The sequence below is a fragment of the Microcoleus sp. FACHB-831 genome, assembly GCF_014695585.1.
Lineage (GTDB): Bacteria > Cyanobacteriota > Cyanobacteriia > Cyanobacteriales > FACHB-T130 > FACHB-831.
In genome coordinates this window covers 55,270-80,231 of sequence record NZ_JACJON010000040.1, presented here as the reverse complement: position 1 = coordinate 80,231, position 24,962 = coordinate 55,270, and the positions used below count along the sequence as shown (strand labels likewise).

The window sequence follows — 24,962 nt, the reverse complement described above, 5'->3', positions numbered from 1 at the left end:
CCAAAAACGGAAGCGAGATTGCTACTTACTTTAGCAGCAATCGCAGAACACTTTTTGAATTACCACTACGGTACAGCATGGAGTATTCAGTATGAAGCTTGTTATCCACGGGAAAAACATAGAAATCACAGATGCGATTCGCGAATACGTGAATCAAAAGATTGAGAAAGCAGTAAGCCACTTTCAAAACTTAACGACCGAAGTAAACGTGCATTTGTCAGTGGCTCGCAATCCCCGGATAAATACTAAACAGGCGGCTGAAGTAACAATTTACGCTAACGGTACGGTGATCCGCGCTGAAGAAAGCAGCGAAAGCCTATACGCTAGCATAGACTTGGTTGCTGATAAAATTGCTCGACAACTGCGTAAATATAAAGAACGGCGTCTGGATAAGAAGACCAATGCGCTACCAAAAACTGGAGAGGTTGTGGAACAACAGCCAGTGGTGGGCGATTTGGTTGGCGATCGCGAACCAGAACTGCCGACAGAAGTAGTGCGTACCAAATATTTTGCTATGCCGCCGATGGCCCTAGATGAAGCCTTAGAACAGCTACAGCTAGTCGGTCACGATTTCTATATGTTCCGCAATGCTGAAACGGGCGAAATTAACGTGATTTACGAGCGCAATCACGGCGGCTATGGCGTAATTGAACCTCGTAATGGCAACGGTCATACTAATGGCAAAAATGGCAAAACTGCATTGGGCAATAGCGCTGTGCCAGAAAAAGCACATTGAGCTAAGGCAGAGAATTTAACCCAAAAAATCAAACACCCAGAAACCCGTTTTCTTATAGAGAACGGGTTTCTTATTATAATTTTTAGCTCTGATACCAAAAAAGGCGATCGCGGTTCTTAATTGAAAACCGCGATCGCCTACAACATGAAAACTCTAAAAAACAAATATCAAGCACATAAGGCTGATTTTATCCTTATTTAGGCCAGCCAAAAAGCAACCGCTAACTACGAACAATCAGCACTACTTAGCCAGTTGTTGCAAAGTTTTCAGCGACTCTTCAACGTGACCGTTGAAGTTTAACATCGAGTTAAAGATATGCTGGACAACTCCATTGCGATCGATAACATAAGTTACTCGACCCGGAAGAATTCCTAAAGTAGACGGGACGCCGTATAGCTTCCGCAACTGATTGCCAGTGTCGCTTAATAGAGTAAAAGGTAATTGGTACTTGGTAGCAAATTGTTCGTGAGATGCCGTTGAGTCGCTGCTAACGCCAATTACTTCTGCACCTGCTTGTTTGAAAACTTCATATTGATCTCGAAAAGCACAGGATTCCTTAGTGCATCCAGGAGTGTCGTCTTTTGGGTAGAAATAGAGGACGACAGATTTTTTGCCTCGAAAGTCTTTCAGGCTTACTTGCGCTCCTGAGTGGGAAGTAAGGGTGAAATCCGGCGCGATATCTCCAACTTTGATAGCCATATCTTGCAGATAGCTAAAACTAAATTTTAGGCAATGTTAACTTTTGTTATGCTACCGCGATCGCCTTGGCCAATGCTATAGCGATCGCGCTACTTCCGCTCAACATAAAATGCAACTAAAGGATTATGGCTACTTAGCAACTCATCAAGCGCCTGGGATGCTCCCCTTTTGTGCCGAACATGAGCATCAATAAACAAACCAACAGCGTCGCCCAGTAGAGAACGGATTGCATCTTCCGGCTGAGTAGCGGGCAAGTCTTGAAGTGACGAGCCAACGGTACTATCTGACGGATAAGCGATGGAAAAGTGATTAGCCCCTTCCAGCAGTAGTAGATACTTGTCATCTCGCCCACCAGCGATCGCCTCCTCAAAAGTACGCCTAATTGACTCCGTAGGATCTGCGCCACTCATGCCATAAATCCATCTGTTCGCAGCAATAACCCCATCCCTTGTACCGCCCATAAGAAGCATTGGCACATCGGAGGGAAGGGGTAAAATCGTATTCGGTGGAAACCCCAGCATAGTGGCTGCGGCGCTGTGGGCACCATAGGAAAAAGCCGCCGCGACGGGGGGATAAAAGCGGGGGTTAGCATTTTCTAGAGCCATTCTCCCACCAGCGGAGTGACCGCCCAAAATTATTTGTTGCAAGTTCAGCATTCCCGCCAGTATCCCGTTTGCCTGGAGGCTTTCGAGTTCGGCTAGCAGTGCAGGTAAAGCCAAAGCTGTCGAACCAGTGCCATAAGTTGCGGGCTTAGCCATAGCTATATCAACGCCAGGACTTAGGCTAACCATCCCTGGCAGGTTTTCGCCAATCCAGGCATATGTCACTACCACCATTCCCCGTTGGGCAAGCTGAACTGCAAGCCAGTGGTACATAGAGGGTTCGCAGTTGATTCCCCCAAAGAAAATAACTATTGGAAATGGTGCTAAATCGGAATCTGCTGGCAGTATGCCTTGAGCAAGTTGCTGTTGGCTTCCCGATATTTGGGCAGGATATAGCACTTTTAAATGGATGGTGTCGTAAGGTGGCTTGGCACTTTCGACTTTAACTGCTCGGAAAAAACCGCGAACTGTCATTCGATTTTGGCTTTTAGATTTTATATTTTAGATTATCTCTACGATTGATGGCGCTTAATTTAGACAGTTTCAATAATAAGGTTACAATCACCCATTCAGGTGAATCAACTGAGTGAAGTGCGATCGCTTGTGCCAATCTTACTCTAAAAGTGTAGAGCGATTTGGCTAGACGGGGTATTTATCTAAATGGACAATAAATTAAACAAACGTAGCGCCGCAGTAGTTTTCTCCTTAAGTTTTCTAAGTGCGATCGCAGCTATAATTCAGCCAATTGCCGCTGCTGTTCCTACTCAAGAGCGACAACTTGTTGCTCAAACCCCCAAGGATTTAGCTGGAAACAATGGCATATATAAACGCGATGAGTTGGTAAACATTCGTTATTGGCGAGTAGTCAACCCCAGCGGTACTCAACTGATCTTCGATAACAATGAAACTACTACTATTTGCGAGACACCGCAATGGCGTGGACGACGCCGGGATAGGGGGGATAGTGAGTGCAGAACAATAGTCAGAACCTATAACCAAATCTTGCCTGCTGGAACTATTTTTGAATCTCTTACAGATAGCAACGGTGAAACAATTTGGAAAACTCAGCCCTTAACTAGAAACAAGTTAATTACACCGATTGTTTATGGAATTCCCCCAGGAGCAAGGGTGAAAGCTCATGTCTATGAAATCGTACCAGTTGAGGAGCCGCGATATCAACCAAATCCTTATCGGGGCTACTTACCGCCAGCTTATGCACCCTATCCGCGCTACCCGCGATCGCCATACCAGCCGTATCCTTATTAACGCACAATCTTGATAATGGCTAGGAGCAAGGTAGTCTTGCCTACATTGCTCCTAGTTATTTTATTTGGGCTGTACAAAATCCATCAACCTGATTTTTTTATAAAGTAGGTTGTTCAGAGCCACCGATGCCTGTTCTAGGTGGGCAATGCCGGGATAGAACAGGCATTTTTAAGCAAGGCTTCCGATACTGGCAATAAGGTAGAGGTTAGGAAGGGCAGATAGTTATTAAATTTTAGACAAATGAGCTGTACAGAAGACACTTTATAGCAATAGGAAGGCGAGCAACTCATGCATCAGATATCAGATGAGAATGCAAAGGCAGCAGAGGAACACGCTAAAGTCTGCGAAAAACATGGGAAGTTAGTAGAGGAGGTTGGAAAGGCTTTAGAGGGGAACGGGGAGGTTCCACAGGAGCAGGTAAAGTTAATTCAAGAGTACGGCAAGGCCGTACAGCAGCACGCAAACGCCTCTCTCAAACACGCAAAGGCTGCACAGGATGATGCGGTCAATTCAACTGAGGAATATACAAAGTCCGCAAAGGAACACGTAAAGGCCACAGAAAAACACGTAAAAGCAGTAAAACAGTATATAAAATTAGTACAAAACTACCTATACAAATCCAATAAAAATTATTGAAAAATGATTTTTTTTTGTAATGGTTAGTAAGCGCGATCGCTTGGTTTATTTCTACCGCAGGCTACGCGAACCGAGCAACGTTTTTAACTCTCGCAGTACTGACGATAGTTGCCCAGATTTAGCCTGTTTATTCGTGAATATGCCGTGACTGGGGCTAAATAATAGCGCTAACACAAATAAGCCCGATACAACTAATACAATGGCTGGGCCAGAAGGCAAGTTGTAGAAATAGCTGAGATACATCCCGCTGATGCTGGATATAATTCCAATTATTGCCCCAAAAATCATTACTTGGTGCAACTGCTTAAATAATAGATAGGCTGTTGCTCCTGGCGTAATTAGCAGGGATAAAACTAGGATGACACCGACGGCTTTCATGCTGGCGACAATCGTTAGGGCAATTAGCAGCATCAACCCAAAGTTGAGCAGATTAACTGGCAATCCTGCTGTTTCTGCGCCCAACGGATCGAAGGTGTAAAATAGCAGCTCTTTGTACAACAACACGACAAGAATTAACACAATTGCGGCGATAATTGCTGTGTCGCGGACTTCTTCAATTGTGACAGCCAAAAGGTTGCCAAATAAAAAGTGGTTAAGGTCAATTTTGTTATCTTTCTGGATGAGGGTAATTAAGGTGACGCCGAGGGCAAAGAAGGCGGAGAATACTATACCCATCGCGGCGTCTTCTTTGATGGGCGATCGCGTCCTTATCCAGGCGATCGCCATTGTACTCAAAACCCCGGCAATAAAGGCCCCGATAAAGATATTGGCCCCCAGCATAAAAGCGATCGCCAACCCTGGCAATACTGAGTGGCTGATGGCGTCTCCCAGTAAAGCTAGTCGCTGCACCATGAGATAGCTGCCAACCACAGCGCAGAGCAACCCAACTAGAATGGCAATTACGAGCGATCGCTGCATGAAGCCATACTGCAACGGCTCAATTAGTGATTCCAGCATAAGAATCTATTAGGTAAACCCCGCAGGATAATAATAAATTAGGGATGATGAATTATGAATTATGAGCGATTAATTTAAAACGTGCTACTTGGCTACGCTAAAAAAACTCAAAATTCAAAACTTTCTAAGCTGCTTGAGCAAAGAACATCACTTGACCGCCATAAGCCCTATACAAGTTTTCCTTACTCAACACTTCTTGGCGGGAACCTGCGGCGATTAAATCGGTATTTAGCAAAATCAAGTCATCAAAATGGTTGATAGATTCGCCTAAGTCGTGGTTGACAACTAAAACTGTTTTGCCAGCGGTGGCTAATTCTTGGAAGATGTTAAAAATGATGGCTTGGGTTTTTTGGTCAATACCAGCAAACGGCTCATCAAAACAGAAAACATCTGCTTCTTGAGCTAGTGCGCGTGCTAGGAAGACTCGCTGCTGCTGTCCGCCTGAAAGTTGCCCAATGGGGCGATCGCGGTAAGCGCCCATACCTACCCGTTCTAGGGCGTCTGCTGCTACGCGGCGGCTAACTGTGGAGAAGCGACGGAACCAGCCAGTTTTCTTCACCCTGCCCATCATTACGACATCCCAGACAGTAGCGGGGTAAGTCCAGTCAATCTGCGATCGCTGCGGCACGTAAGCAACCCGTTCCCGTTGTTCCATCAAAGGTTTACCCCCGTACACCACAGTGCCACTTGTAACGGGAATCAACCCCAGCATCGCCTTCATCAGGGTACTTTTGCCAGCACCATTTGGGCCAATAATTCCAGTTAGCCGCCCTGGTTGTATGGCAAAACTGACATCGCGCAGCGCCTCTACCATCCGGTACTGCACTCCCACATGGCTGACATTAATCGTTGTACCAGCATGTGTCGCTAGCGCTCTATCTTGCAAATTGCATACCATCTGAGTCCAATCGGCGTCTGGTGGCAAACTAACGGTGTTCATGCTGATCCTCCAAAGTGCTTTCCTAGAGCATACTGTAAAAATGAGAGAATTATGAAAACATCTATAAAGGGAAAGAATACTAAAGATAGATAGAAGTGATGGCTCACAAGCAAGTTAGAAAACAGGGATGGCTGAAGACGTTTAGCGTAATACTGGCACTCTGGGTAAGCGGCTGCGATCGCGCCGATAACCGTGCTAACCCAGCCGCAAATGGCAAGCCTAGTGTGGTGGCGACTAGCACCATCATCGCGGACTTAACCAATCGGGTAGCAGGAGACGAAATTCAGCTCAAAGGAATATTGAAACCGGGAGCCGACCCCCACGTTTACGAACCAGTACCAGCAGACTCTCAAGCTTTGGAGAAAGCGAAGCTAATTCTGTACAACGGCTATAATTTGGAACCGGGGCTGATTAAGCTAATGAACGCCAGCGGCGTTCAGGTTCGCAAGGTAGCGGTTGGTGAGGTAGCAAAGCCGTTACAACTCGAGAAAGGCAAGGGAGAAGTTGTGCCAGACCCCCATGTTTGGGGCGATGTTGATAACGTCATCCTAATGGTCAATGCTATACGCGATGCATTAATCGAGCTTGCACCGGAAGACAGAGATAAATTTAGCCAGAATGCAGAGAAACTGACTGCTGAGTTAAAGCAACTAGATACTTGGGTTACTGAAGAAATTAAAACTATTCCAGCCGATAAGCGCAAATTGGTGACAACACACGATGCATTTCAATATTATGCTCGCGGGTATGGGATAGCGATCGCGGGTACTTTAATTGGCATCAGTACCGAAGAACAACCGAGTGCCCAAACTGTACAAAAGTTAGTGGAAGCTGTTAAGAAAGCTGGAGTTGCTGCGATATTTGCAGAGACAACAATTAACCCAGCTTTGATTAATACAGTAGCGCAAGAATCTGGAGTTAAATTAGCCCCACGTCAGTTATATTCTGATTCGATTGGCGCACCTGGTAGCGATGGCGATTCCTACATCAAAATGATTGAGGCAAATACTCGCACAATTGTGGAAGCCTTGGGGGGAAAATATACGCCCTTTCAGACAGCGACGACAACTAAGAAGTGAGGGATTTCCTGCTTCTCCAGAAGCGCGATCGCATACTATCTCCGTTACCCCATTCCATAAGCGGCGGAGGTATATCCCTCCGCTGGAACCAATCGCCACTTACCACCCCCCTCTAGTTCTAAAACTTGGTGGTGAAATGCCAACAAACTGGGACGATGACCTACACTAATCAACGTTGTCCCTTTCTCTTGCAAATGCTGATATAAACGTTGTTCGTTTTTAATATCCAAGGCGCTTGTTGATTCATCCAAAATTGCGTATTTAGGCGCTGTTAACAACAGCCTTGCAAATGCTAAACGCTGTTGTTCTCCTAACGATAAAATATCAGCCCAATCTAGTTCAGCATCAAAACCGCCCACTCTTTCCGGCAAGTCTGCTAAATTTACCATAACTAACACTTCATGCAGCTTATTTTCCTCAACTTCACGACTCGTGTGGGGATATAATAGCTGCTGTCGCAACGTGCCCAAAATCATATAAGGTCGCTGCGGTAAAAATAATGTTTCCTCTAATTTTGGTCGTAAAACTCGCCCAGTACCAGAATTCCACAAACCCGCGATCGCCCTCAATAAAGAACTCTTACCGCATCCACTTTGTCCCATAATCAATAACCCTTCCCCCGGTTCCACTGTTGCTGAAACATTTTGAACTAAAGTCTTTTCACGGTTCGGGGTAGACAAAGTAATATGTTCTAAAGCAAACTGAGAAGCCTCAGTTGTATCAATATTAGCGCCGTTTCGACGTGCTTCATCAGGCGCAACCAACGCTTCTTCAAAAGTTTCTAAACGATTCACCCCTGCTGCAAAAGCGCTCAAATCGTCAAACTGATTCACAATTACCGAAAACGCGCTCAAAACATGACGGAAAGCAATAACTGCTTTTAGAATAACTCCCAACTTAATGTCCCCCGCAAAATATGGATAGGACATTATTAAGACTGGGATGATGTTATCAACGTAGTTATATCCCGTTGTAAAGAACTCTAAATTTCGCTGCCAATTAATCAGTTTAGTAAAATTATTGAATACTTTATCAAATTTTCTCTTTACTTGTGCTGACTCTTGCTCCTCTCCTCTGTAAAAGGCTATTGATTCAGCATTGTCGCGGACGTGAATTAAACCATAACGAAAATCTGCTTCTAACTTGAGTTGCTTAAAGTTCAGCGGAATTAATTTCCTCCCCACAACAACAGCGATCGCCGTACCTACTCCCGCGTAACCAAGAGCTACAATTACCAAATTTATAGAAATTCGCCACAAAACATCTATAAAAGAAATTAGTTCAACAAACTCGCCTATAAAAATTAATAAAAAACCTAGAGATGTTCTAGTAAATGCTTTTACTTCGTCAGATATGCGCTGATCCGGGTTGTCAATTTGTCCGGTTTGGTTAATTTCGTAGTAAGCGCGATCGCGGAAATATTTATCTAAAAAATGATTCGTCAACCACCGCCGCCAAAACAACCCTAATTTATCTCTCACAAATCTGCGGCTAACTAATATGGGAGCGATAAATATCAACACAGCGCCGTAGGTGAATAATAGCCGATAAAATGTAGCTGAGTCTCTCTCAGAGAGTGCGTTCATATAGTCGCTGTAAAGCTCTATTTTGAACACATCAAGTCTGCTGATAGTTATCCTCAAAACTACTAAAACTACTAAAAGCGCGATCGCGCCTTTTTTTTCTTCTGACACCCAGTAAGGTTTCGCGATCGCCCAAAACCGTTCCCACAATTTTCCATTGATACGATTTAAGTTGTCAGGTTTATTCATATACATAGCCAAGTCAGGGTTTTTCTAACATATCAGTAGTTAGTATTCCCACCTGTAGCGGGAATAACACCACAACGGGCTAAAAACTAACATTAAGGCAGTTTGGTAAAGATTTACTTAATTATAAAAATTTTAAATTATGCTATTTGAATCGATGGGCGATCGCGCACTAGCACTTCATCTAATCCGCGATCGCCAGCAAGCTTTTATATAACTTTAATTATTCAATTTTGGCAGGAAAGATATATCCATATAGTGCTTTTTCATATTCTTTGGATCGACATATACATCTATTAAATCTGTACCGCTACTTTTAATAAACTCTTCAGGGTTAAACCAAATGTTTTGGCTTCTAAAGGTATAAACTTCATAAGCAGCTGGATCGCACCACTGAGAAACGATTATGTAAGGGGACTGACCGTTTACTTTCAGAGAAGTATTCCATTCTACATTGCTAAACTTAGTCTGAATTTTTTGACCATTTTCCTGAAGCCATTTTTCCTTCTTCTTTGATAAGAGAGGAATTACAATTAGCGTTGGTCCTACTCCCATAAAAATTATGCCAAAACCGCCAAAAACCGTAGGTAGCAGCCAAAGCTGAACAAACGAATCTACTTGTGCTTCTTGCGGATTGCTGCGATTGTAGAGGACTGGAACCGTTTGTCCAACACTAAACTCAGGTGGGTTTGAGGAAGTGCTTGATTGAAACTGGATATTTTTACCATCTGGGGTTTGAAATTTTACGACGGGAGCATAAGTAAAGCCTCTATTTTTTCTAGACTGCACTGGGTTAAGTTCAAAAACAACACCCTCAGTAGAAGCAGCAGTTTTAATAAATTTTTGTGTATCAATAAAACTAAAAAGGCCGATTCCAAAGAACGTAGCGCCAATTAAACTAAAAACAGTGATTATTATAGTCAGCGTTTTGTCTTCTGTCTTCATATCGCCTCACGTTTAGTAGAGAATATTTGGCTAAACTCTAATTCGGGAATTACTTCACCTTAAATTCTACAATTTCTCTATAACTTTTTCCGGATAAGGCAAACGAGGGCAATTGCTACTAGGTAAAAGCTTGCTAGCGAAGTTATGCGATCGCCATAGTACGGATTACCCCAATCCCCTGCTTGTGGCGATCCCCGCTAAAGATTAATTTGGGGAAAGTTCGGTAAACTTACTTTAACTTTTCTTAATTTTCTGATAAAACTTAACAATAGGTGAGAGTGAGTAAAAGCAATGGCGGCAGACTATCCAGATATTGATATTGCCCCGTTCATCGATCACGCTCTGCTGAACCCAGCAGCTACGCCAGAGCAAGTAGAGCAGTGGTGCGACGAAGCCGATAGGTTTAAATTTGCGGCGGTGTGCGTGTATCCCGCCTACGTTCGACTAGCAGTTGAGCGTCTTCACGGCAAGTCACCAAAAGTATGTACCGTGATCGGATTTCCCTCCGGAGCAACAACGAAGGCGTCTAAGCTCTATGAAGCGCAAGAAGCAGCCGACAATGGCGCAACTGAGCTAGATGTAGTCATCAACTTGGGCTTATTGAAATCAGGGAAAACAAACGAGCTGCATCGCGAAATTGCGGAAATTTGCGAGTCAACAGGACAAACAGTGAAGGCGATTTTGGAAACCGCCCTGCTGACAGATGCAGAAAAACGACTCGCTGCGGAAATATGTATGGAGGCGGGAGTAGCATTCTTAAAAACCAGCACAGGGCTGTATGGAGGAGCCACAATTGCAGACGTGGGACTTTTGAAGGAAGTCACGCGAGAGCGAGTGGGCATTAAAGCATCGGGGGGAATCCGTACTATCGAGCAAGCTATAGAGTTAATTCTGGCAGGAGCCACTCGTTTAGGCACTTCTCGCGGTCCCGACTTGATTCGGCAGCGCGATAGGCTAGAAAAGGGGATTGGGGACTAAGGATTGGGGATATAGTCTTGCCACTCACCAGTTACTTCTTCCCTACTCACCAGTCCCCATTGTCAAACCCCCTATTTATGAGTCGAACTTACAAAGCCACTGGAATTAATCTCAAAAGCATGCCGCTGGGGGAGTCTGACCGACTGCTGACAATTTTGACAAAAGAATTTGGCTTGCTCCGGGCGGTAGCACCGGGGGCACGCAAGCACAAATCAACGCTGGGAGGCCGGAGTGGGTTATTTGTGGTTAATGAACTAATGATTGCCAAAGGGCGATCGCTCGATAAAATAACTCAGGCAGAAACCTTGGAGTCTTACCCTGGTTTAAGCAAAGACTTGGGCAAACTCTCAGCAGGGCAATATCTAGCTGAATTCGTACTTTCTCAAGCTTTGAGCGATCAGCCACAGGAGGAACTATTTTGTTTGTTAAACGAACATCTGAGCCGATTGGAGCGTTTACCCGCATCAAAGGGCGACGGTAGCGGTGCATTCTTGGTATTAGCCCACTTGTCCCATGCAGTCTTTCACCTTCTAGCCACATTTGGACTTGCGCCCCAGGTTCAGGTTTGTTGCATCACCCAGCAGACGCTAAAGCCGAACTTTAAAGACCCCGATTGGCGAGTGGGATTTAGTTCCGCCGCTGGTGGAACCGTCAGTTTGGCAGCATTGTCCAGCCAATGGGCGGGGGTAAAGCAACCCCCTGCCGCGATCGCGGTAGGTATGGCGAATAAGTCTGGCAACCAAAATTCGTCTGATTCCACTAGCTACACGACCGATGCCCATCCACAAACACCCCTGAAGCTGACTACCAAGCTAACTGCTATCGAGTTGGCGCTGCTTCAGCAAATGTCGCTCGCCGAACTATCCGAGATCGAAAGGAGTAAGGCGGAAAACGCTGCATGGGTGTCAGTTGAGCAAACCTTACGTCAGTACGTCCAGTATCACATCGGTCGGTCGATTCGCTCGGCAGAGTTGATGGATGCTTGTTTCTCGTCCCAGCTGAATTCCGTATAAACCATGACTCAACGATCTTATTCTGATTTGGAAGCACGAAGCCGCACGCGAGCCTCGCACTCGTTAAAAGCTGTAGCGGATAAGGGTGTGTACCCAGCAAACAATGCAGCAAAAGGAGACAAAGGCTCGCGATCGCACCCAGCCGATACAGTTGCCAACCCCGCTACATCATTTCCTGCCGCTGAGGATCGTCTGGAAGTCCCGGAAACAGAAAACGAGGAACAGGCAAAAGTTGCTGTCACCTCAAACGGGGAAATGAAAGCAGATGAGCTAACTAGCCCTGATGCCAATTCCCTAATGCCTGATTCCGGCGGAACTGGTAACGGCGAAATTGTTGCAGAAGGTGGCTTTGCCCCGGTATTAAAAAACCGTAACTTCCTAGCCTTGTGGGGCGGGCAGGTATTCTCCCAACTGGCAGATAAGGTGTATCTGGTGTTGGCGATCGCCCTAATTGCCAATCACTTTGGGTCTGAAGATCAGACTATCAGCGGCTGGGTTTCTGCCGTAATGATTTCCTTCACCATCCCAGCCGTCGTGTTTGGTTCCCTTGCTGGCGTGTTTGTAGACAGGTGGCCGAAAAAGTGGGTGATGGTGGCAACCAATCTGCTGCGCGGTGGGTTAGTTTTAGCTATGCCCTTCCTGCTGTGGATTTCCCAGGGTTGGGCACCGTTGGGAACCCTGCCCCTCGGTTTCTGCATTCTGCTAGGCATCACTTTCTTAGTTTCTACCCTGACACAGTTTTTTGCACCCGCAGAGCAGGCAACTATTCCCCTGATTGTCGAACCCCGACATCTGCTGTCGGCTAACTCACTTTACACGATGACGATGATGGCATCGGTAATTGTGGGCTTTGCAGTTGGCGAACCAGTTTTGGGAATTGCCGACGCGATCGCCGCTAATTTTGGTTTAGGGGTTGACATTGGCAAGGAACTTGTGGTAGGCGGAAGTTACGCGATCGCCGGACTGGTGTTGCTGTTAATCAAAACTGGCGAAAACACCAGCATCGAGCATGAATCTCCTCATGTTTGGCAAGACGTGCGCGACGGAGTGAGTTATCTGCGCTCCAACAAAAACGTCCGCAATGCCCTGATCCAGCTAATAATTTTGTTTTCCATCTTTGCCGCCCTTTCAGTTCTGGCAGTGCGTCTGGCAACAGTGCTTCCTGGCATCAGAGCCTCCCAGTTCGGCTTTTTACTAGCCGCTGGCGGTTTAGGCATGGCCTTCGGGGCTACAATAGTGGGCCACGCAGGAAGAAAATTCTCCCATACCCAGCTTAGCCTCTATGGTTCTATGGGAATGGCAGCGTCTCTGGTCGGATTGGGTATATTTACTCACAGTCTGTGGCTGTCATTGCTGTTGACAACCTGTTTAGGTACTTTTGCCGCCTTGGTGGCCGTACCGATGCAGACAACGATCCAGGCAGAAACCCCAGACCAAATGCGGGGGAAAGTGTTTGGCTTGCAGAACAACGTCATTAATATAGCGCTGAGTCTGCCTTTAGCCTTAGCAGGAGTTGCCGAGACAATTTTGGGGTTGCAGACAGTATTTCTGGGTTTAGCAGCGATTGCGATCGCAGGAGGGGTCTTAACCTGGTATATTTCCCGTACAGGAAATGAAAAGTGATGAGTTTTGAATTATGAGTTTTGACTCCATCGCTCAAACCTCAAAACTCACAATTCAAAATTTAAAACTCTTAAAAAATGCATATCGCTTGGCTGGGAAAGAAATCACCTTTTTGCGGTAATGTCACATACTCTAGAGAAGTCACCAATGCACTGTTAGACCGAGGCTATCAAGTCAGCTTTTTGCACTTCGCCGACGAAGAAGAAGAACCTAATCAGGATCAGTGGCCTGGGTTCAAAGAAGTCTCTCTGCCCTTCCTCTACAAGTCCCAGGTTTACACGATTCCCACGCTCAAATCGAGCAAAATCTTAGCGCGATCGCTCCAGAAGCTAAAGCCAGACGTAGTACACGCTTCCCTCACACTCTCTCCTCTAGACTTCCTGCTGCCGGAGATTTGCGAGGAACTGAATATCCCCCTAGTTGCTACCTTCCACGCCCAATTTGATACCAAGCGACGCAATCTCAAATCGGGAACGCAACTTCTTGCGTATCAGTTGTACGCTCCTTTTTTGGCTAACTACGACCGGACAATTATCTTTTCTCAAGTTCAGCGCGATTTACTCGCACGACTCGGCGTTCCGAAGGCAAAAATCGCCGTAATTCCCAACGGAGTCGATGTCCAAAAATATTCTCCCGGCCCTTCTAACTTAAAATCTAAGTTGAAAGCCCAGCGCGTCTTCGTATACCTGGGGCGGATTTCAACAGAGAAAAACATCGAAGCGCTGCTAAAAGGCTGGAACCAGTCCGATATGGGTCAAGGCAGCAAGTTAGTCATTGTTGGCGACGGCCCATTAAGGCCATCTTTAGAACCAATCTATAACTCTGAAGATGGCATCATCTGGTGGGGCGTCGAGGCTGACGAACAGCGGCGCATCGAAATTCTGCGCGGTTCTGATGTATTTGTTTTACCTTCTCTGGTCGAAGGCTTGTCACTTTCTTTATTAGAAGCGATGGCGTGTGGCCTAGCCTGTCTCGCGACTGATGCTGGTGCCGATGGTGAAGTATTGGAGAAAGGCGCTGGTGTCGTGATTAAGACGCAGCGCGTCGTAACGGAGCTAAGAACGCTTTTACCAGTCTTTCGCGATCATTCAGAGTTAACAACTTTGCTGGGTCAAAAAGCAAGGGCGAGGGTTTTAGAACGTTACACGCTCAGGAACAATATCAGCCAGTTAGAAAAGCTTTACACCGAAGTTTTGCAGGAGCGAAAAGTTCCCCTCAGCGGACGGCGTTATTAAATACGCTCTTGCTCAATTATCCGCCTACTCTACAGCCTGCCCGTGCAGGCTAATACCTTTGGGTTGTAAAATCTAATCCCTAGAAGAAATTGAATATTTTAAATAATGCTTGCATAAAACCAAGATAAACTTGTACTTTATCTGAAACCTATCAAGTTTTAGCAAAGGCAAATAAAGCCAAGGAGTAAGAACAATGGCTACAAATTTTCATGCAAATTCGCAACCTTCCTCTTCATCTAATATTTCCCTCCCTCGCAACGTTCACCCAAGTGATGAATTTTACTCTATCTTTTCTGAAGAAGAAGTTTTAGAGATAATTCATGCCTTAGAAGTAAAACGAGAAATACCTTTAAAATATTCTTACAAAGGCAAAGGAGCGACAAGCTGGAATAACTTTTATTTAAAACATCTTATTCCTAGATGGTATCGTTCATCCAACCTGGAAATTGACCTATTGAGGAACAATTTTAGCTTTATTAACTCCCTCACCCAAGAAGTTGAGCAATTAAATATTATAGATGTAGGTTCTGGCAACTCATATCCTGTTAAAGAATTTATTTCTAAATTATTAAAACTAGGGAAAATTAATAAATATATTGCTGTAGATATTAGCGAAGAGATGCTTGCCATATCTAGAGATAATTTTACTAAGTGGTTTCCCAAAACAAAATTTAGTAGCTATAGCATTGACGTAGAAAATAATTCTTTGAATAAACTATTAGTAGAACATGAGGCTAATCTTGAAACTGCCAATACAGCAAACGTATTTTTACATTTAGGCGTAACAATTAGCAATCATAAGAATAGATCCCAGGCGCTCAAAAACTTTAGAGACAGCATGGGTAAAAACGATTTACTGATTTTCACTAGCGAAAGTGGTTCTAATGCCAAATGGGATGGAATAGCCAGAGGCGGTTTTAAATATCATGTAGATCGAGTATACGCAGGAATTAAAGAAAAAATTGGTATTCAAGCAGAAGATTGTGAATTAGTGAGAAAGTATGATGTAGAAACAGACAGCAAAGTTGCAAATATTAAATTAAATCATAACTACTCTATAGAGTTTGATATTAAAGGGATAAATAAGAAAGTTGAAATCTCTGAAGGTGAAGAAATTACTATTTGGAGACATCATGCTTATGAACTACCTGAATTGCTGCAAGAACTATCACAAGCTGGGCTTGAACTCGCCCATCTCGGAACTAATAAAAATAAGTCTCATCTCTTGGTAATTTGTCAGGTAGCCAGTAATACCTAAGGGCAAAGCGCTATTGAAAGACGCGATAAATCCCCGTCTATATAAGTCTTTGCGTTAAAAAACTATTTAAAGATTTGGGCTAGATAATGACCAACCTAGACGAGTTGGTTGCTGGTAAACTCGCTTCAATGTATTAATATCTCTGGGAGAAATTGGGGAAGGATTGCGTACCTGGGAAAAATATAAGGCGTCTGTTTCTAATGGGCTGTGACCCCAAATTCCCAGCGCGTGACCTAGTTCGTGACGTGCAGCGGCGGCGATGTAATTGCCTACTTGGTCGGGACTAAGCTGGATATTGTAGCGATGAGATAAAATTCCTTGTTGACTAATGTAAAACTCATAGCGGGTTTGGGCAGAACGGGCGCGAGGAATTTGAAATTCTCTGGTTTCGCGGTTGAAAGATGCTTGTAGGGGAGGGCGCGATCGCCCGATTCTAATATCCGCTATTTCAGGCTTCTCTACCACCTCTAGGGGCAAATACACCTTCCATTCCTGCACCGCCTGCAACACGCCTTTTACCCATTCCTGAAATTTTCGTCCCTCAAAGGATGCTGAATCTAACTCTACTGGTCGTTCCAGGTAAACCTTAACTGGAAACTTAGACCAAACCAAATAGCCAACCGAAGTTTGCTTCACCCCAGAAAAGTAATCGCCGCTATTAGTCTTATCTTGCCATTGCAACAAAAAGGGCGGCAAAGGGTGAACTTGAGCGGCGGGTAGGGCAGTTTCAGATAATTGGGGTGGCTTTTGGGCTATAGCAACATCGCCATTACCCAAGTTATGAAAATGGGTTAAAACGACCAAAAAAAAGGTAGCGATCGCTGCCAATAGTTTTGTTAGCGTAGCGGTGCCTAGCACGTTTTGAGTCTTATTAGCGCAGCTTTGCCTAGCACGTTTTGAGTTAGAAGAATAAGAATTATGAGTCTTGTAGAGACTTGAAAATTTAAATCTTTGGAGGTCTAAATATTTCACCTTTCTACTTTTAAACTTTCCAACCCATCTAACTCCTAACTCCTAACTCCAACTTCTATTTTGGCAACCAACCCGCGCTTAAAACTACAGTTAAGCCCATAAAAATAACACTCAATGTCCAGGTGACTCGGTTCAAAGCAGTTTCTGCACTTTTAGTACTGGTAAACATCTGCGCTTGACCCCCAATGCCCCCAATACCATCGCCTTTGGGACTGTGCAGCAACACTAAAACAACCAGGAGCAGAGCAGATAGTGTCCAGATTACTTGGATGATGGTAACAAGAGTCATGGTAATTTCTAATTTGTACTTGGTACTTTGTAATTGGGCATTTGGAGTCCGGACTCCGGACTCCGGAGTCCTTGTAGAGACACCGATTTATCGCGTCTCCCCAGCCCCCATTCCTTATTCCCCAATCATAGGGAAACTCGCACTGGGGTGCGATTTTTTCTGATTTCAAAATCAGCTGGGATTATCATTGATACCCCAGTCATTTCAGGCGGTTGCGGCAGCTTTAAAATGTCTAGAATCGTCGGCGCAATATCCGCCAGACGGCCATCGGTTCTCAAAGCTACATCAGTGCCATATCCGGGGATTTTTAATCCCTCGCCTTCTACCAGGATAAATGGCACGGGGTTCGTTGTGTGCGCCGTCCAGGGGTTGCCTTCGTCATCCAGCATAGATTCTGCGTTGCCGTGATCGGCTATTATAATCGCCGTGCCACCAGCTTTATTAATGCTTTCTAGCAGACGCCCCATACATCGGTCTACTGTTTCGAGGGCTTGAATTGTGGGTTCTATCTTCCCAGTGTGCCCAACCATATCTGGGTTGGCGTAGTTAATCACAACCAGCGAGTAAATGTGTTTTTCAATCGCGGCAATTACCCCATCCGTCACTGCTTCTGCGGACATTGCTGGTGCCATGTCATAGGTCGCAACCATTGGACTAGGAACGAGTTCCCGGTCTTCTCCTTCAAAGGGGTGTTCTAAGCCACCATTGAAGAAATAAGTGACGTGGGCATATTTTTCTGTTTCAGCAGTGCGAAGCTGTCGCAGGCCGTGCTTAGATATTACTTCCCCCAAAATATTATTCAAGTTCTGAGGCTCAAAAGCCACCAAGACGGGTAACGTGGGGTCGTATTGGGTAAACGTGACAAATGACAGAGGAACGATATGTTCTCGTGGAAAACCTTTAAAGGTTGAATTTACGAAAGCTTGAGTCAGTTCCCTTGCCCTATCTGGGCGGAAGTTAAAGAATATTACTCCATCTCCGGCTTCGACTGCACCGGGGGCAAGTCGGGTGGGCTGGACGAACTCGTCTGTGATACCTTCTGCGTAGGAAGCCTTCAATAATTCTACGGCTGCTTGACCAGTGCCCGGGCCATCAGTCGTCATTACGTCGTAGGCAAGTTTGACGCGATCCCAGCGATTATCTCGATCCATCGCGTAATAGCGACCGCTGACGGTGACAATGCGCCCGATGCCAAGTTTGTCAATGCAGTCTTGAATCTTGCCAAGTGCCTCGACACCCTCTTTGGGGCTGGTATCTCGTCCATCGGCGATCGCGTGGATGCAAACATTGGATATTTCTTGGGATGCAGCTAACTCTAGCAATCCTATTAGATGGCCTAAGTGAGAATGCACGCCGCCTTCAGAGCAAAGCCCGATTAGGTGAAGCTTGCCGCCGTTACTCTTGACTTCCTGGCAGACTTGCGCGATCGCGGGGTTCAGATGGATGGATCCGTCTTCTACGGCGTCTGAGATGCGGACTAATTCTTGCGGTACAACCCGCCCTGCACCTATGTTCAGGTGGCCCACTTCTGAGTTGCCCATTTGGCCTTCTGGCAACCCTACAGCTTTGCCAGAGGTGCGGATCAGGGTGTGGGGATATGCTGCCCAAAGGCTCTTCATTACCGGGGTTTTTGCGGCTGCAACCGCGTTTCCCTCGGTTTCTTCGCGGTAGCCCCAGCCGTCTAAGATGACTAGCACCACGGGAGAAACAGGTGCTTTCGCCATATTTAATTGCCCTTTAATTTCTCTGATTTCATCGCAATGATATCATCCAGTTCTGTATTACACCGCGATTTTTGCTGGTTGGGCTTGACTTTTTTTGGTTTGGCTTGGGCTGCATTTTTAGTGAAGAATTACCTATTGCGGGGGATGATGCAATTTTTTGCATACGACTCAAGGAAGACAAATTTGTCTAGAGCGATCGCGCTAGCCCATTACCCCGCGATCGCCACCAAACTTAGTCTGTTAACCTATTTGACGGCAGCGGGGCACAAGTCTGCCACGGTACAAGTGCTGCATCCAGGTTTTTTAGCATTGCAAACATTCCGCCCGTGATATGTCAAGAAAACGAAACAATTTCCCCATTCTGACTGCGGTAATAGGGGCATCAGGTCTTTTTCAATTTTGTCGAGGTCTGTTTGTTGGGTAAATCCCATCCGGGAACTTAGGCGCTTGACATGGGTATCTACGGTAATCCCGGCATCAATGCCATAAGCGTAATGCAGCACCATTGTCGCTGTCTTGCGGGCAACCCCTGGTAGCTTGACTAACTGGTTTATATCTTGCGGTACCAGGCCGTCAAACTGCTCTACCAGCATTTTACTGGTGGCTTGGATGTTTTTTGTCTTGTTGCGAAAAAAACTTAGCGGGCGCAAGATGGTTTCTAACTCGGCTGGGTCAGCGCTGGCGATCGCGGCTGCATCTGGAAATTTGCTATAAAGTTCTGCTGTAACTTGATTTACGCGCTCATCTGTACATTGAGCCGCCATGATAACGGCTAGCAAGAGTTGCACGGGGGTTTCGTAGTTGAGGGGACACGGGGAATCTGAATAGAGCGGTTTGAGGCGCTGGAGGATTTCTAAGGCACGTTGTTGGTCGTTCATAGCGATCGCGGCAACGAGGGTTTAGAGATGGACTTAGCCCTGCCATTTTAGCTTGCATCTATCGGAGGTAAGGTTTTTTGAAGAGTTGGGCAAAGCGTACTCCACATATTGTGAGTGTGGTTGGCGATCGCTAGATTTCACGGCAATTTCATTTTTGTGTGCAAGTGTAGGGATAAATTGCAGAGAATTTTGTAATTATGCGATCGCACCACCTAGCCCACACTTATATTCATAGCTTATCTAGTGGAATACTCAGTTTAGTATTAATAACTGCTCCGACAGTTGTTTTAGCACACGCTGGACATGGAGATGAATTTCACGGAGCAAGCGAAGCAACTCAGGCTCCCGGTGCTATTCAAGTTGATGCAGAAACAGCAAAAAGGTTAGGAATTAAAGTTGAACCTGTCACCCAAAAGCAGCTAGCAGTTGGTATTAAAACTACAGGACAAATTGAAACTTTGCCCAACCAAAAAGTAGAGGTGACTGCTCCCATCAACGGCACCGTAGTCGAATTATTGGTGAAACCGGGTGAAGTGGTAGCCAAGGGTAAAACAGTAGCCGTTTTATCAAGTGCGGAACTAGCACAATTGCGCGTAGAATCAGCGCAAAAACGGGCTGAAGCTGAGGCAGATTTGCAAAAAGCTGAAGCTGATTTAAAGTTAGCACAACAAAACTATGATAAATATTCGCAGATAGCCGCCGCTGAGATAGCACAAGCCAAAATTCAACTAACAGCAGCAAGGGCACAGTATGAACGAGACAAATCTTTAGTAGAACGTAAAGAAATCTTAAAAATTGCCAAAGAAAACTATCAGCGGCAGCTAAAAATATCGGAAGCAGATATAGCGCAAGCCAAAACGGAACTGGCAGTCGCGCAGGAACAGTATGACCGAGATAAGGACTTGGCGGATAAGGGAGCTATTCCACGACGGCAGATGTTGGAATCGCAAGCTCATTTAGCACAAGCAAAATCCGAATTAGCCAAGGCAAACAGCCGCCGCAATGTTCTCGATGCGGAAACAGAAGTCAGACGCGCCGAGGTAGATTTGCCACTAAGAGAAATGCGGGAATCGGAAGGTAAAGTTGCAGAAGTACAGGCGCAAGTTACTAAGGCAAACAGCCGCCGGGAAGTTGTCGAAGCTGAAGCTGAACTCAAACGCGCTCAATCAGCGGTTGATGTTGCAAAATCGCGCATTCGGTTGAGTAGTACTGGTTATGAAACTCGACTGCAACAGTTAGGAAGTGTTGCGAATTCTAAGGGTCTTGTTACTGTTGTTGCTCCTATTTCGGGGACGGTTGCAGATAGAGAAGTTACGCCGGGTCAATCGGTTGAAGCAGCTACTAAACCGTTGATGACTATTTTGAATGATAGTAAGGTTTTTGCAACGGCTAATATTTATGAAAAAGACTTGGACAAGGTGAAAAAGGGCCAGCAAGTTCGAGTTAAAGTTGCGAGTTTACCCAACCGCACTTTTGAGGGAAAGATTACTTTAATTGGGTCGGTAGTGGAAGGGGAAACGCGGGTTGTGCCAGTAAAGGCAGAATTAGATAACTCTGTCGGTGTGTTAAAGCCGGGGATGTTTGCTGAATTGGAGGTAGTGACCGATAAAACAGCGACACCTGTTGTGGCAATTCCTACTTCAGCGGTGGTGGAAGCAAATGGTAAGCAAGTTGTTTATGTTCAAAATGGTACAGCTTTCGAGTCTGTTGATGTGAAATTAGGCCAAATAGCTGGAGATGTTGTTGAAATTAAAAGTGGTTTATTTGATGGGGATAAAGTAGTCACCCAAGGAGCAATTCAACTTTATGCTCAATCTTTACGCGGTGATAGCAAAGCTAAAGAAACCAAAACAGAAAAGCCAGATTCTTCAATTCAAAATCCACAATCTAAAATTCAAAATTTTATTCCTTTGTGGTGGATGTTGCCCGCAGGGGGAGCGATCGCATCTGGTGCTTTTTGGTTAGGTCGTCGCTCAAAAAAAGTAACCTATCAGCCATCAACACCCAGCTTAGTTGATTTTTCAATTCCTCTAATTCAGGACAAACAAGAGTCTAATTCTCATCAACCAACGCCAAAGGTTTAAAAGAGCGATCGCCAGATTTAATATCTGATGCTATCAAATTTCATCCTAATTTCATTTTTTTGTGAAATTATTTAAAAGGGTATTTTCAGGATAACAACTGACAAGTAAAATGCTCAGTGCCTTCATCAAGTGGTCAATTGCACAACGCTGGCTAGTTATTCTAGCTGCAATTCTGGTTACGGTTTGGATATTTCGGGTGGCGTCGCAAATGCCGCTGGATGTATTTCCCCCGTTTGCGCCACCCCAAGTAGAAATTCAAACTGAAGCATCAGGATTAGCGCCAGAGGAAGTAGAATCTCTAGTCACTTTACCTATTGAAAGTGCAATTAATGGCACTCCTGGTGTTACAACAGTACGCTCGGCATCCGCAGTAGGATTATCAGTTGTCAAAGTTATCTTTAACTGGGAAACTGATATTTATCAAGCACGACAATTGGTGACAGAAAGATTGCAGCAAGCGCAAGAGAAGCTGCCTGAGGGTGTAGATTCGCCGCAAATTTCTCCCATCAGTTCACCTATTGGGACTGTATTGCAATATGCTTTTACATCGGAAACAACTTCTTTAATGGAAGTGCGGCGGATTGTGGATTGGCAAGTAACAAATCGTGTTTTGGCTGTTCCTGGAGTGTCCCAGGCGATCGCGTATGGCGGGGATGTCCGCCAATATCAAGTATTAGTCGATCCAGCCAAGTTGAAAGCTTTTGATGTATCTTTGCAGGATGTTACTGAAGCTGCCGAGAAAGCCAATGTCAACGCTCCTGGTGGATTTTTGATTAATCCAGACCAAGAGTTATTAATTCGAGGAGTTGGGCGGGTTACATCGATTGAAGACTTGCAGCAATCGGTAATTACTTCTCGCAACGGTACGCCTATAAAACTAGGTGATATTGCTGATGTCAAAATTGGTGCTGCGCTCAAGCGCGGTGATGCCAGTTTGAATGGTAAACAAGCAATTGTTTTAATGCTAAATAAACAGCCTCTTGCCGATACTCCAACTGTCACCCGTGCCATTGAAGCGGCAATGCAAGAGGTTAAACTTGGCTTGCCAAAAGATGTAAAAGTACAGGTTACTTTCCGCCAGGAAGATTTTATCGATGCTTCGATTGAAAATGTTAGAGAAGCGCTAGTAGAAGGCAGCATTATTGTTGCCATAATACTTATTCCGTTTTTGATGGACTGGCGCACCCTTGTAGTTAGTCTCACGGCACTTCCCCTATCTTTGCTGTTAGGATTGCTGGCGCTAAATTGGCTGGGACAGGGACTAAATACTATGACTTTGGGAGGTTTAGCAGTAGCAATTGGTTCAGCGGTCGATGATGCTATTGTTGATGCCGAAAATGTCTATCGTTCCCTGCGGGAAAATAAAGTTTCTGGCAACCCAAAGCCAGCGTTAGAAGTTGTCTTTGAAGGCTGTCAGGAGGTGCGCGATTCTCTGTTTGGAGCTACTTTAATTACAGTTGTAGTCTTCTCGCCAATTTTTGCTCTAGCTGGTGTGGAAGGTAGAATTTTTACACCGATGGGCGTTGCTTATTTAGTAGCAGTTTTGGCTTCTAGCGTCACAGCACTGACAGTAACTCCGGCTTTGTGTGCTATTTTATTGCCTCACGGTCGGTTGCCAGAAAAAGAACCTTTTGTAGCGAGATTTTTTAAGGGGCTTTATCGGCCATTTTTAATATTTTCGATGCGTGGTTCTAAGCTGATTGTGCTGATAGCTGCTGCGAGTTTAGTAGCGGCAATTGTGATTTTACCTTCGTTGGGAAGAGTTTTTCTCCCGGAGTTTCAAGAGCGATCGCTCGTCAATACTCTAACTCTCTATCCTGGTGTATCTCTAGAAGCTACTAATCGCGCTGGTTTTGCTATGCAAGATGCGCTTAAAGATGACCCCCGATTTGATTTTATCCAGTTACGATCGGGACGCGCCCCTGGCGATGCTGATGCGGCGGGTGTCAACTTGGCACACTTAGATGTAGAACTAAGTGAAAAAGGGATAAAAGACCGTTCTGGAAGTATTGAAAAACTGCGAGAGGAATTTGCAAAATTACCAGGAGTTGCGCCTAATATTGGGGGATTTATTTCTCACAGAATGGATGAAGTTTTGTCGGGAGTGAGAAGCGCGATCGCTGTCAAAATATTCGGCCCTGATTTAGAACAACTCCGCACTATTGGCAGACAAGTCGAAGACATTATGAAAACTGTTGGAGGTGTCGTAGATTTACAACTAGAACCACAACTGCCAATCAAACAAATACAAATTAAATTCGACCGCCAACAAGCTGCTCGTTATGGCTTAACTGTAGACTCACTTGCCGAAACAATTGAAATTGCTTTAAATGGACGAGTGGTATCTCAAGTATTGGAACAACAACAAACATTCGATCTAGTTGTGTGGTTACAAGAAGATGCCCGCCGCAACTTAGATACTATCAGCAATTTATTAGTCGATACTCCAACTAATCAAAAGATTCCCTTAGCTCAAGTTGCTAAAATCGACTATGGTACGGGGCCAAATACCATCAACCGCGAGAATGTTTCCCGCTTGATAGTTGTTTCCTCGAATGCTAACGGACGAGATTTGCGCTCCGTAGTTGATGAAATTAGCGCAAAAGTTAAGCAACAGGTGCAATTACCCCCTGGTTACTTTATCCAATACGGCGGGCAATTTGAATCGGAACAACGAGCCACTCAGAACATCATAATATTCACTGCTATATCATTTGTTGTTATTACGGTTTTGATGTATTTTTCTGTAAAATCTATCGCCTCAACCGCGATGATTATGGTTAATTTGCCCTTGTCGTTGGTAGGAGGAGTGATAGCAGTTGCTCTTACTGGCGGCATTATTTCGGTCGCTTCTCTGGTTGGCTTTATTACTTTATTTGGAGTAGCTACTCGCAACGGTTTGTTATTGGTTGACAATTACAATACTAAATTTGCGGCTGGAATGCCTTTCCAAGAAGTGATAATTCAAGGATCTATGGAACGACTTAACGCAATTTTGATGACAGCTTTCACCTCGGCTTTGGGTTTAGCACCACTGGTTATAGGAGGTGGAGCGGGTAAGGAAATTCTACAACCCTTGGCAGTTGTAGTGTTAGGAGGATTATTTACTTCTACGGGGCTAACGCTGTTAGTTCTTCCGGCTTTATATGCTCAGTTTGGGAAGATTTTGATCCCTAAAAATACTACCCATGAAAGTAGGGTGGACAATGCCTACCAAACTCCCTAATGGTGGGTAATGCCGGGCTAGGAAGAAGAAAGAACACAGAGGAAAGTAAAAAT

At 45.1% G+C, this 24,962-nt stretch carries 21 protein-coding genes; 11 read left to right on the top strand and 10 right to left on the bottom strand.

Annotation, left to right across the window (positions count from 1 at the left end; genetic code table 11):
- The first annotated feature begins 91 nt into the window (after positions 1–91).
- Entirely contained in the window at positions 92–736 is a 645-nt protein-coding gene (gene hpf / locus H6F77_RS10500; RefSeq protein WP_190488099.1) for a ribosome hibernation-promoting factor, HPF/YfiA family, read from the top strand.
- Positions 737–976: 240 nt separating this feature from the next.
- Here hpf and H6F77_RS10495 read toward each other — a convergent pair whose 3' ends face one another.
- Complete coding sequence (locus H6F77_RS10495; protein WP_190488097.1) at positions 977–1,435, bottom strand: peroxiredoxin; 459 nt, start codon at positions 1,433–1,435, stop codon at positions 977–979.
- Between the two features lie 89 nt (positions 1,436–1,524).
- Positions 1,525–2,511, bottom strand: a complete 987-nt coding sequence (locus H6F77_RS10490; protein ID WP_190488096.1) for an alpha/beta hydrolase family protein — start codon at positions 2,509–2,511, stop codon at positions 1,525–1,527.
- Positions 2,512–2,697: 186 nt separating this feature from the next.
- On the opposite strand from H6F77_RS10490, the gene H6F77_RS10485 reads away from it, so the two are divergent.
- A complete protein-coding gene (locus H6F77_RS10485) occupies positions 2,698–3,303 on the top strand; it encodes a hypothetical protein (protein ID WP_190488094.1) in 606 nt (201 codons plus the stop codon).
- Between the two features lie 288 nt (positions 3,304–3,591).
- Complete coding sequence (locus H6F77_RS10480; protein WP_190488092.1) at positions 3,592–3,939, top strand: hypothetical protein; 348 nt, start codon at positions 3,592–3,594, stop codon at positions 3,937–3,939.
- A gap of 51 nt (positions 3,940–3,990) precedes the next feature.
- Here H6F77_RS10480 and H6F77_RS10475 read toward each other — a convergent pair whose 3' ends face one another.
- Entirely contained in the window at positions 3,991–4,896 is a 906-nt protein-coding gene (locus H6F77_RS10475; protein WP_190488090.1) for a metal ABC transporter permease, read from the bottom strand.
- Between the two features lie 124 nt (positions 4,897–5,020).
- Positions 5,021–5,794, bottom strand: coding sequence for a metal ABC transporter ATP-binding protein (locus H6F77_RS10470; protein WP_375335932.1), 774 nt, complete (start codon positions 5,792–5,794; stop codon positions 5,021–5,023).
- A gap of 140 nt (positions 5,795–5,934) precedes the next feature.
- Between H6F77_RS10470 and H6F77_RS10465 the strand changes: the two genes are divergently transcribed.
- Entirely contained in the window at positions 5,935–6,915 is a 981-nt protein-coding gene (locus H6F77_RS10465) for a metal ABC transporter substrate-binding protein (RefSeq protein WP_190488086.1), read from the top strand.
- A gap of 44 nt (positions 6,916–6,959) precedes the next feature.
- Here H6F77_RS10465 and H6F77_RS10460 read toward each other — a convergent pair whose 3' ends face one another.
- Together H6F77_RS10460 and H6F77_RS10455 are read right to left on the bottom strand one after the other, a co-directional pair.
- Complete coding sequence (locus H6F77_RS10460) at positions 6,960–8,687, bottom strand: ABC transporter ATP-binding protein/permease (protein WP_190488084.1); 1,728 nt, start codon at positions 8,685–8,687, stop codon at positions 6,960–6,962.
- 216 nt (positions 8,688–8,903) lie between these two features.
- Entirely contained in the window at positions 8,904–9,629 is a 726-nt protein-coding gene (locus H6F77_RS10455; protein ID WP_190488082.1) for a DUF3592 domain-containing protein, read from the bottom strand.
- A gap of 291 nt (positions 9,630–9,920) precedes the next feature.
- Between H6F77_RS10455 and deoC the strand changes: the two genes are divergently transcribed.
- From deoC to H6F77_RS10430, 5 genes are all read left to right on the top strand, one after another.
- Complete coding sequence (gene deoC, locus H6F77_RS10450; protein WP_190488080.1) at positions 9,921–10,607, top strand: deoxyribose-phosphate aldolase; 687 nt, start codon at positions 9,921–9,923, stop codon at positions 10,605–10,607.
- A 77-nt stretch (positions 10,608–10,684) separates the two neighbouring features.
- Positions 10,685–11,620, top strand: a complete 936-nt coding sequence (gene recO, locus H6F77_RS10445) for a DNA repair protein RecO (RefSeq protein ID WP_190488078.1) — start codon at positions 10,685–10,687, stop codon at positions 11,618–11,620.
- A 297-nt stretch (positions 11,621–11,917) separates the two neighbouring features.
- Complete coding sequence (locus H6F77_RS10440) at positions 11,918–13,243, top strand: MFS transporter (RefSeq protein ID WP_242022057.1); 1,326 nt, start codon at positions 11,918–11,920, stop codon at positions 13,241–13,243.
- Between the two features lie 77 nt (positions 13,244–13,320).
- Positions 13,321–14,478, top strand: coding sequence for a glycosyltransferase family 4 protein (locus tag H6F77_RS10435; RefSeq protein ID WP_190488074.1), 1,158 nt, complete (start codon positions 13,321–13,323; stop codon positions 14,476–14,478).
- Positions 14,479–14,671: 193 nt separating this feature from the next.
- A complete protein-coding gene (locus H6F77_RS10430; protein WP_190488072.1) occupies positions 14,672–15,736 on the top strand; it encodes an L-histidine N(alpha)-methyltransferase in 1,065 nt (354 codons plus the stop codon).
- 66 nt (positions 15,737–15,802) lie between these two features.
- Here H6F77_RS10430 and H6F77_RS10425 read toward each other — a convergent pair whose 3' ends face one another.
- The 4 genes from H6F77_RS10425 to nth form a co-directional block, all read right to left on the bottom strand.
- Positions 15,803–16,708: a peptidase gene (locus H6F77_RS10425; protein WP_190488070.1), complete on the bottom strand. Its 906-nt coding sequence runs from the start codon at positions 16,706–16,708 to the stop codon at positions 15,803–15,805.
- A gap of 55 nt (positions 16,709–16,763) precedes the next feature.
- Positions 16,764–16,997, bottom strand: a complete 234-nt coding sequence (gene secG / locus H6F77_RS10420) for a preprotein translocase subunit SecG (protein WP_190488069.1) — start codon at positions 16,995–16,997, stop codon at positions 16,764–16,766.
- Positions 16,998–17,122: 125 nt separating this feature from the next.
- Positions 17,123–18,721: a 2,3-bisphosphoglycerate-independent phosphoglycerate mutase gene (gene gpmI, locus H6F77_RS10415; RefSeq protein ID WP_190488067.1), complete on the bottom strand. Its 1,599-nt coding sequence runs from the start codon at positions 18,719–18,721 to the stop codon at positions 17,123–17,125.
- 245 nt (positions 18,722–18,966) lie between these two features.
- Positions 18,967–19,599, bottom strand: a complete 633-nt coding sequence (gene nth, locus H6F77_RS10410) for an endonuclease III (RefSeq protein ID WP_190488065.1) — start codon at positions 19,597–19,599, stop codon at positions 18,967–18,969.
- 197 nt (positions 19,600–19,796) lie between these two features.
- Between nth and H6F77_RS10405 the strand changes: the two genes are divergently transcribed.
- Both H6F77_RS10405 and H6F77_RS10400 read left to right on the top strand, forming a co-directional pair.
- On the top strand, positions 19,797–21,683 hold the full coding sequence (locus H6F77_RS10405; protein WP_190488063.1) for an efflux RND transporter periplasmic adaptor subunit: 1,887 nt from the start codon (positions 19,797–19,799) through the stop codon (positions 21,681–21,683).
- Positions 21,684–21,792: 109 nt separating this feature from the next.
- A complete protein-coding gene (locus H6F77_RS10400; RefSeq protein ID WP_190488061.1) occupies positions 21,793–24,909 on the top strand; it encodes an efflux RND transporter permease subunit in 3,117 nt (1,038 codons plus the stop codon).
- Positions 24,910–24,962 lie beyond the last annotated feature (53 nt).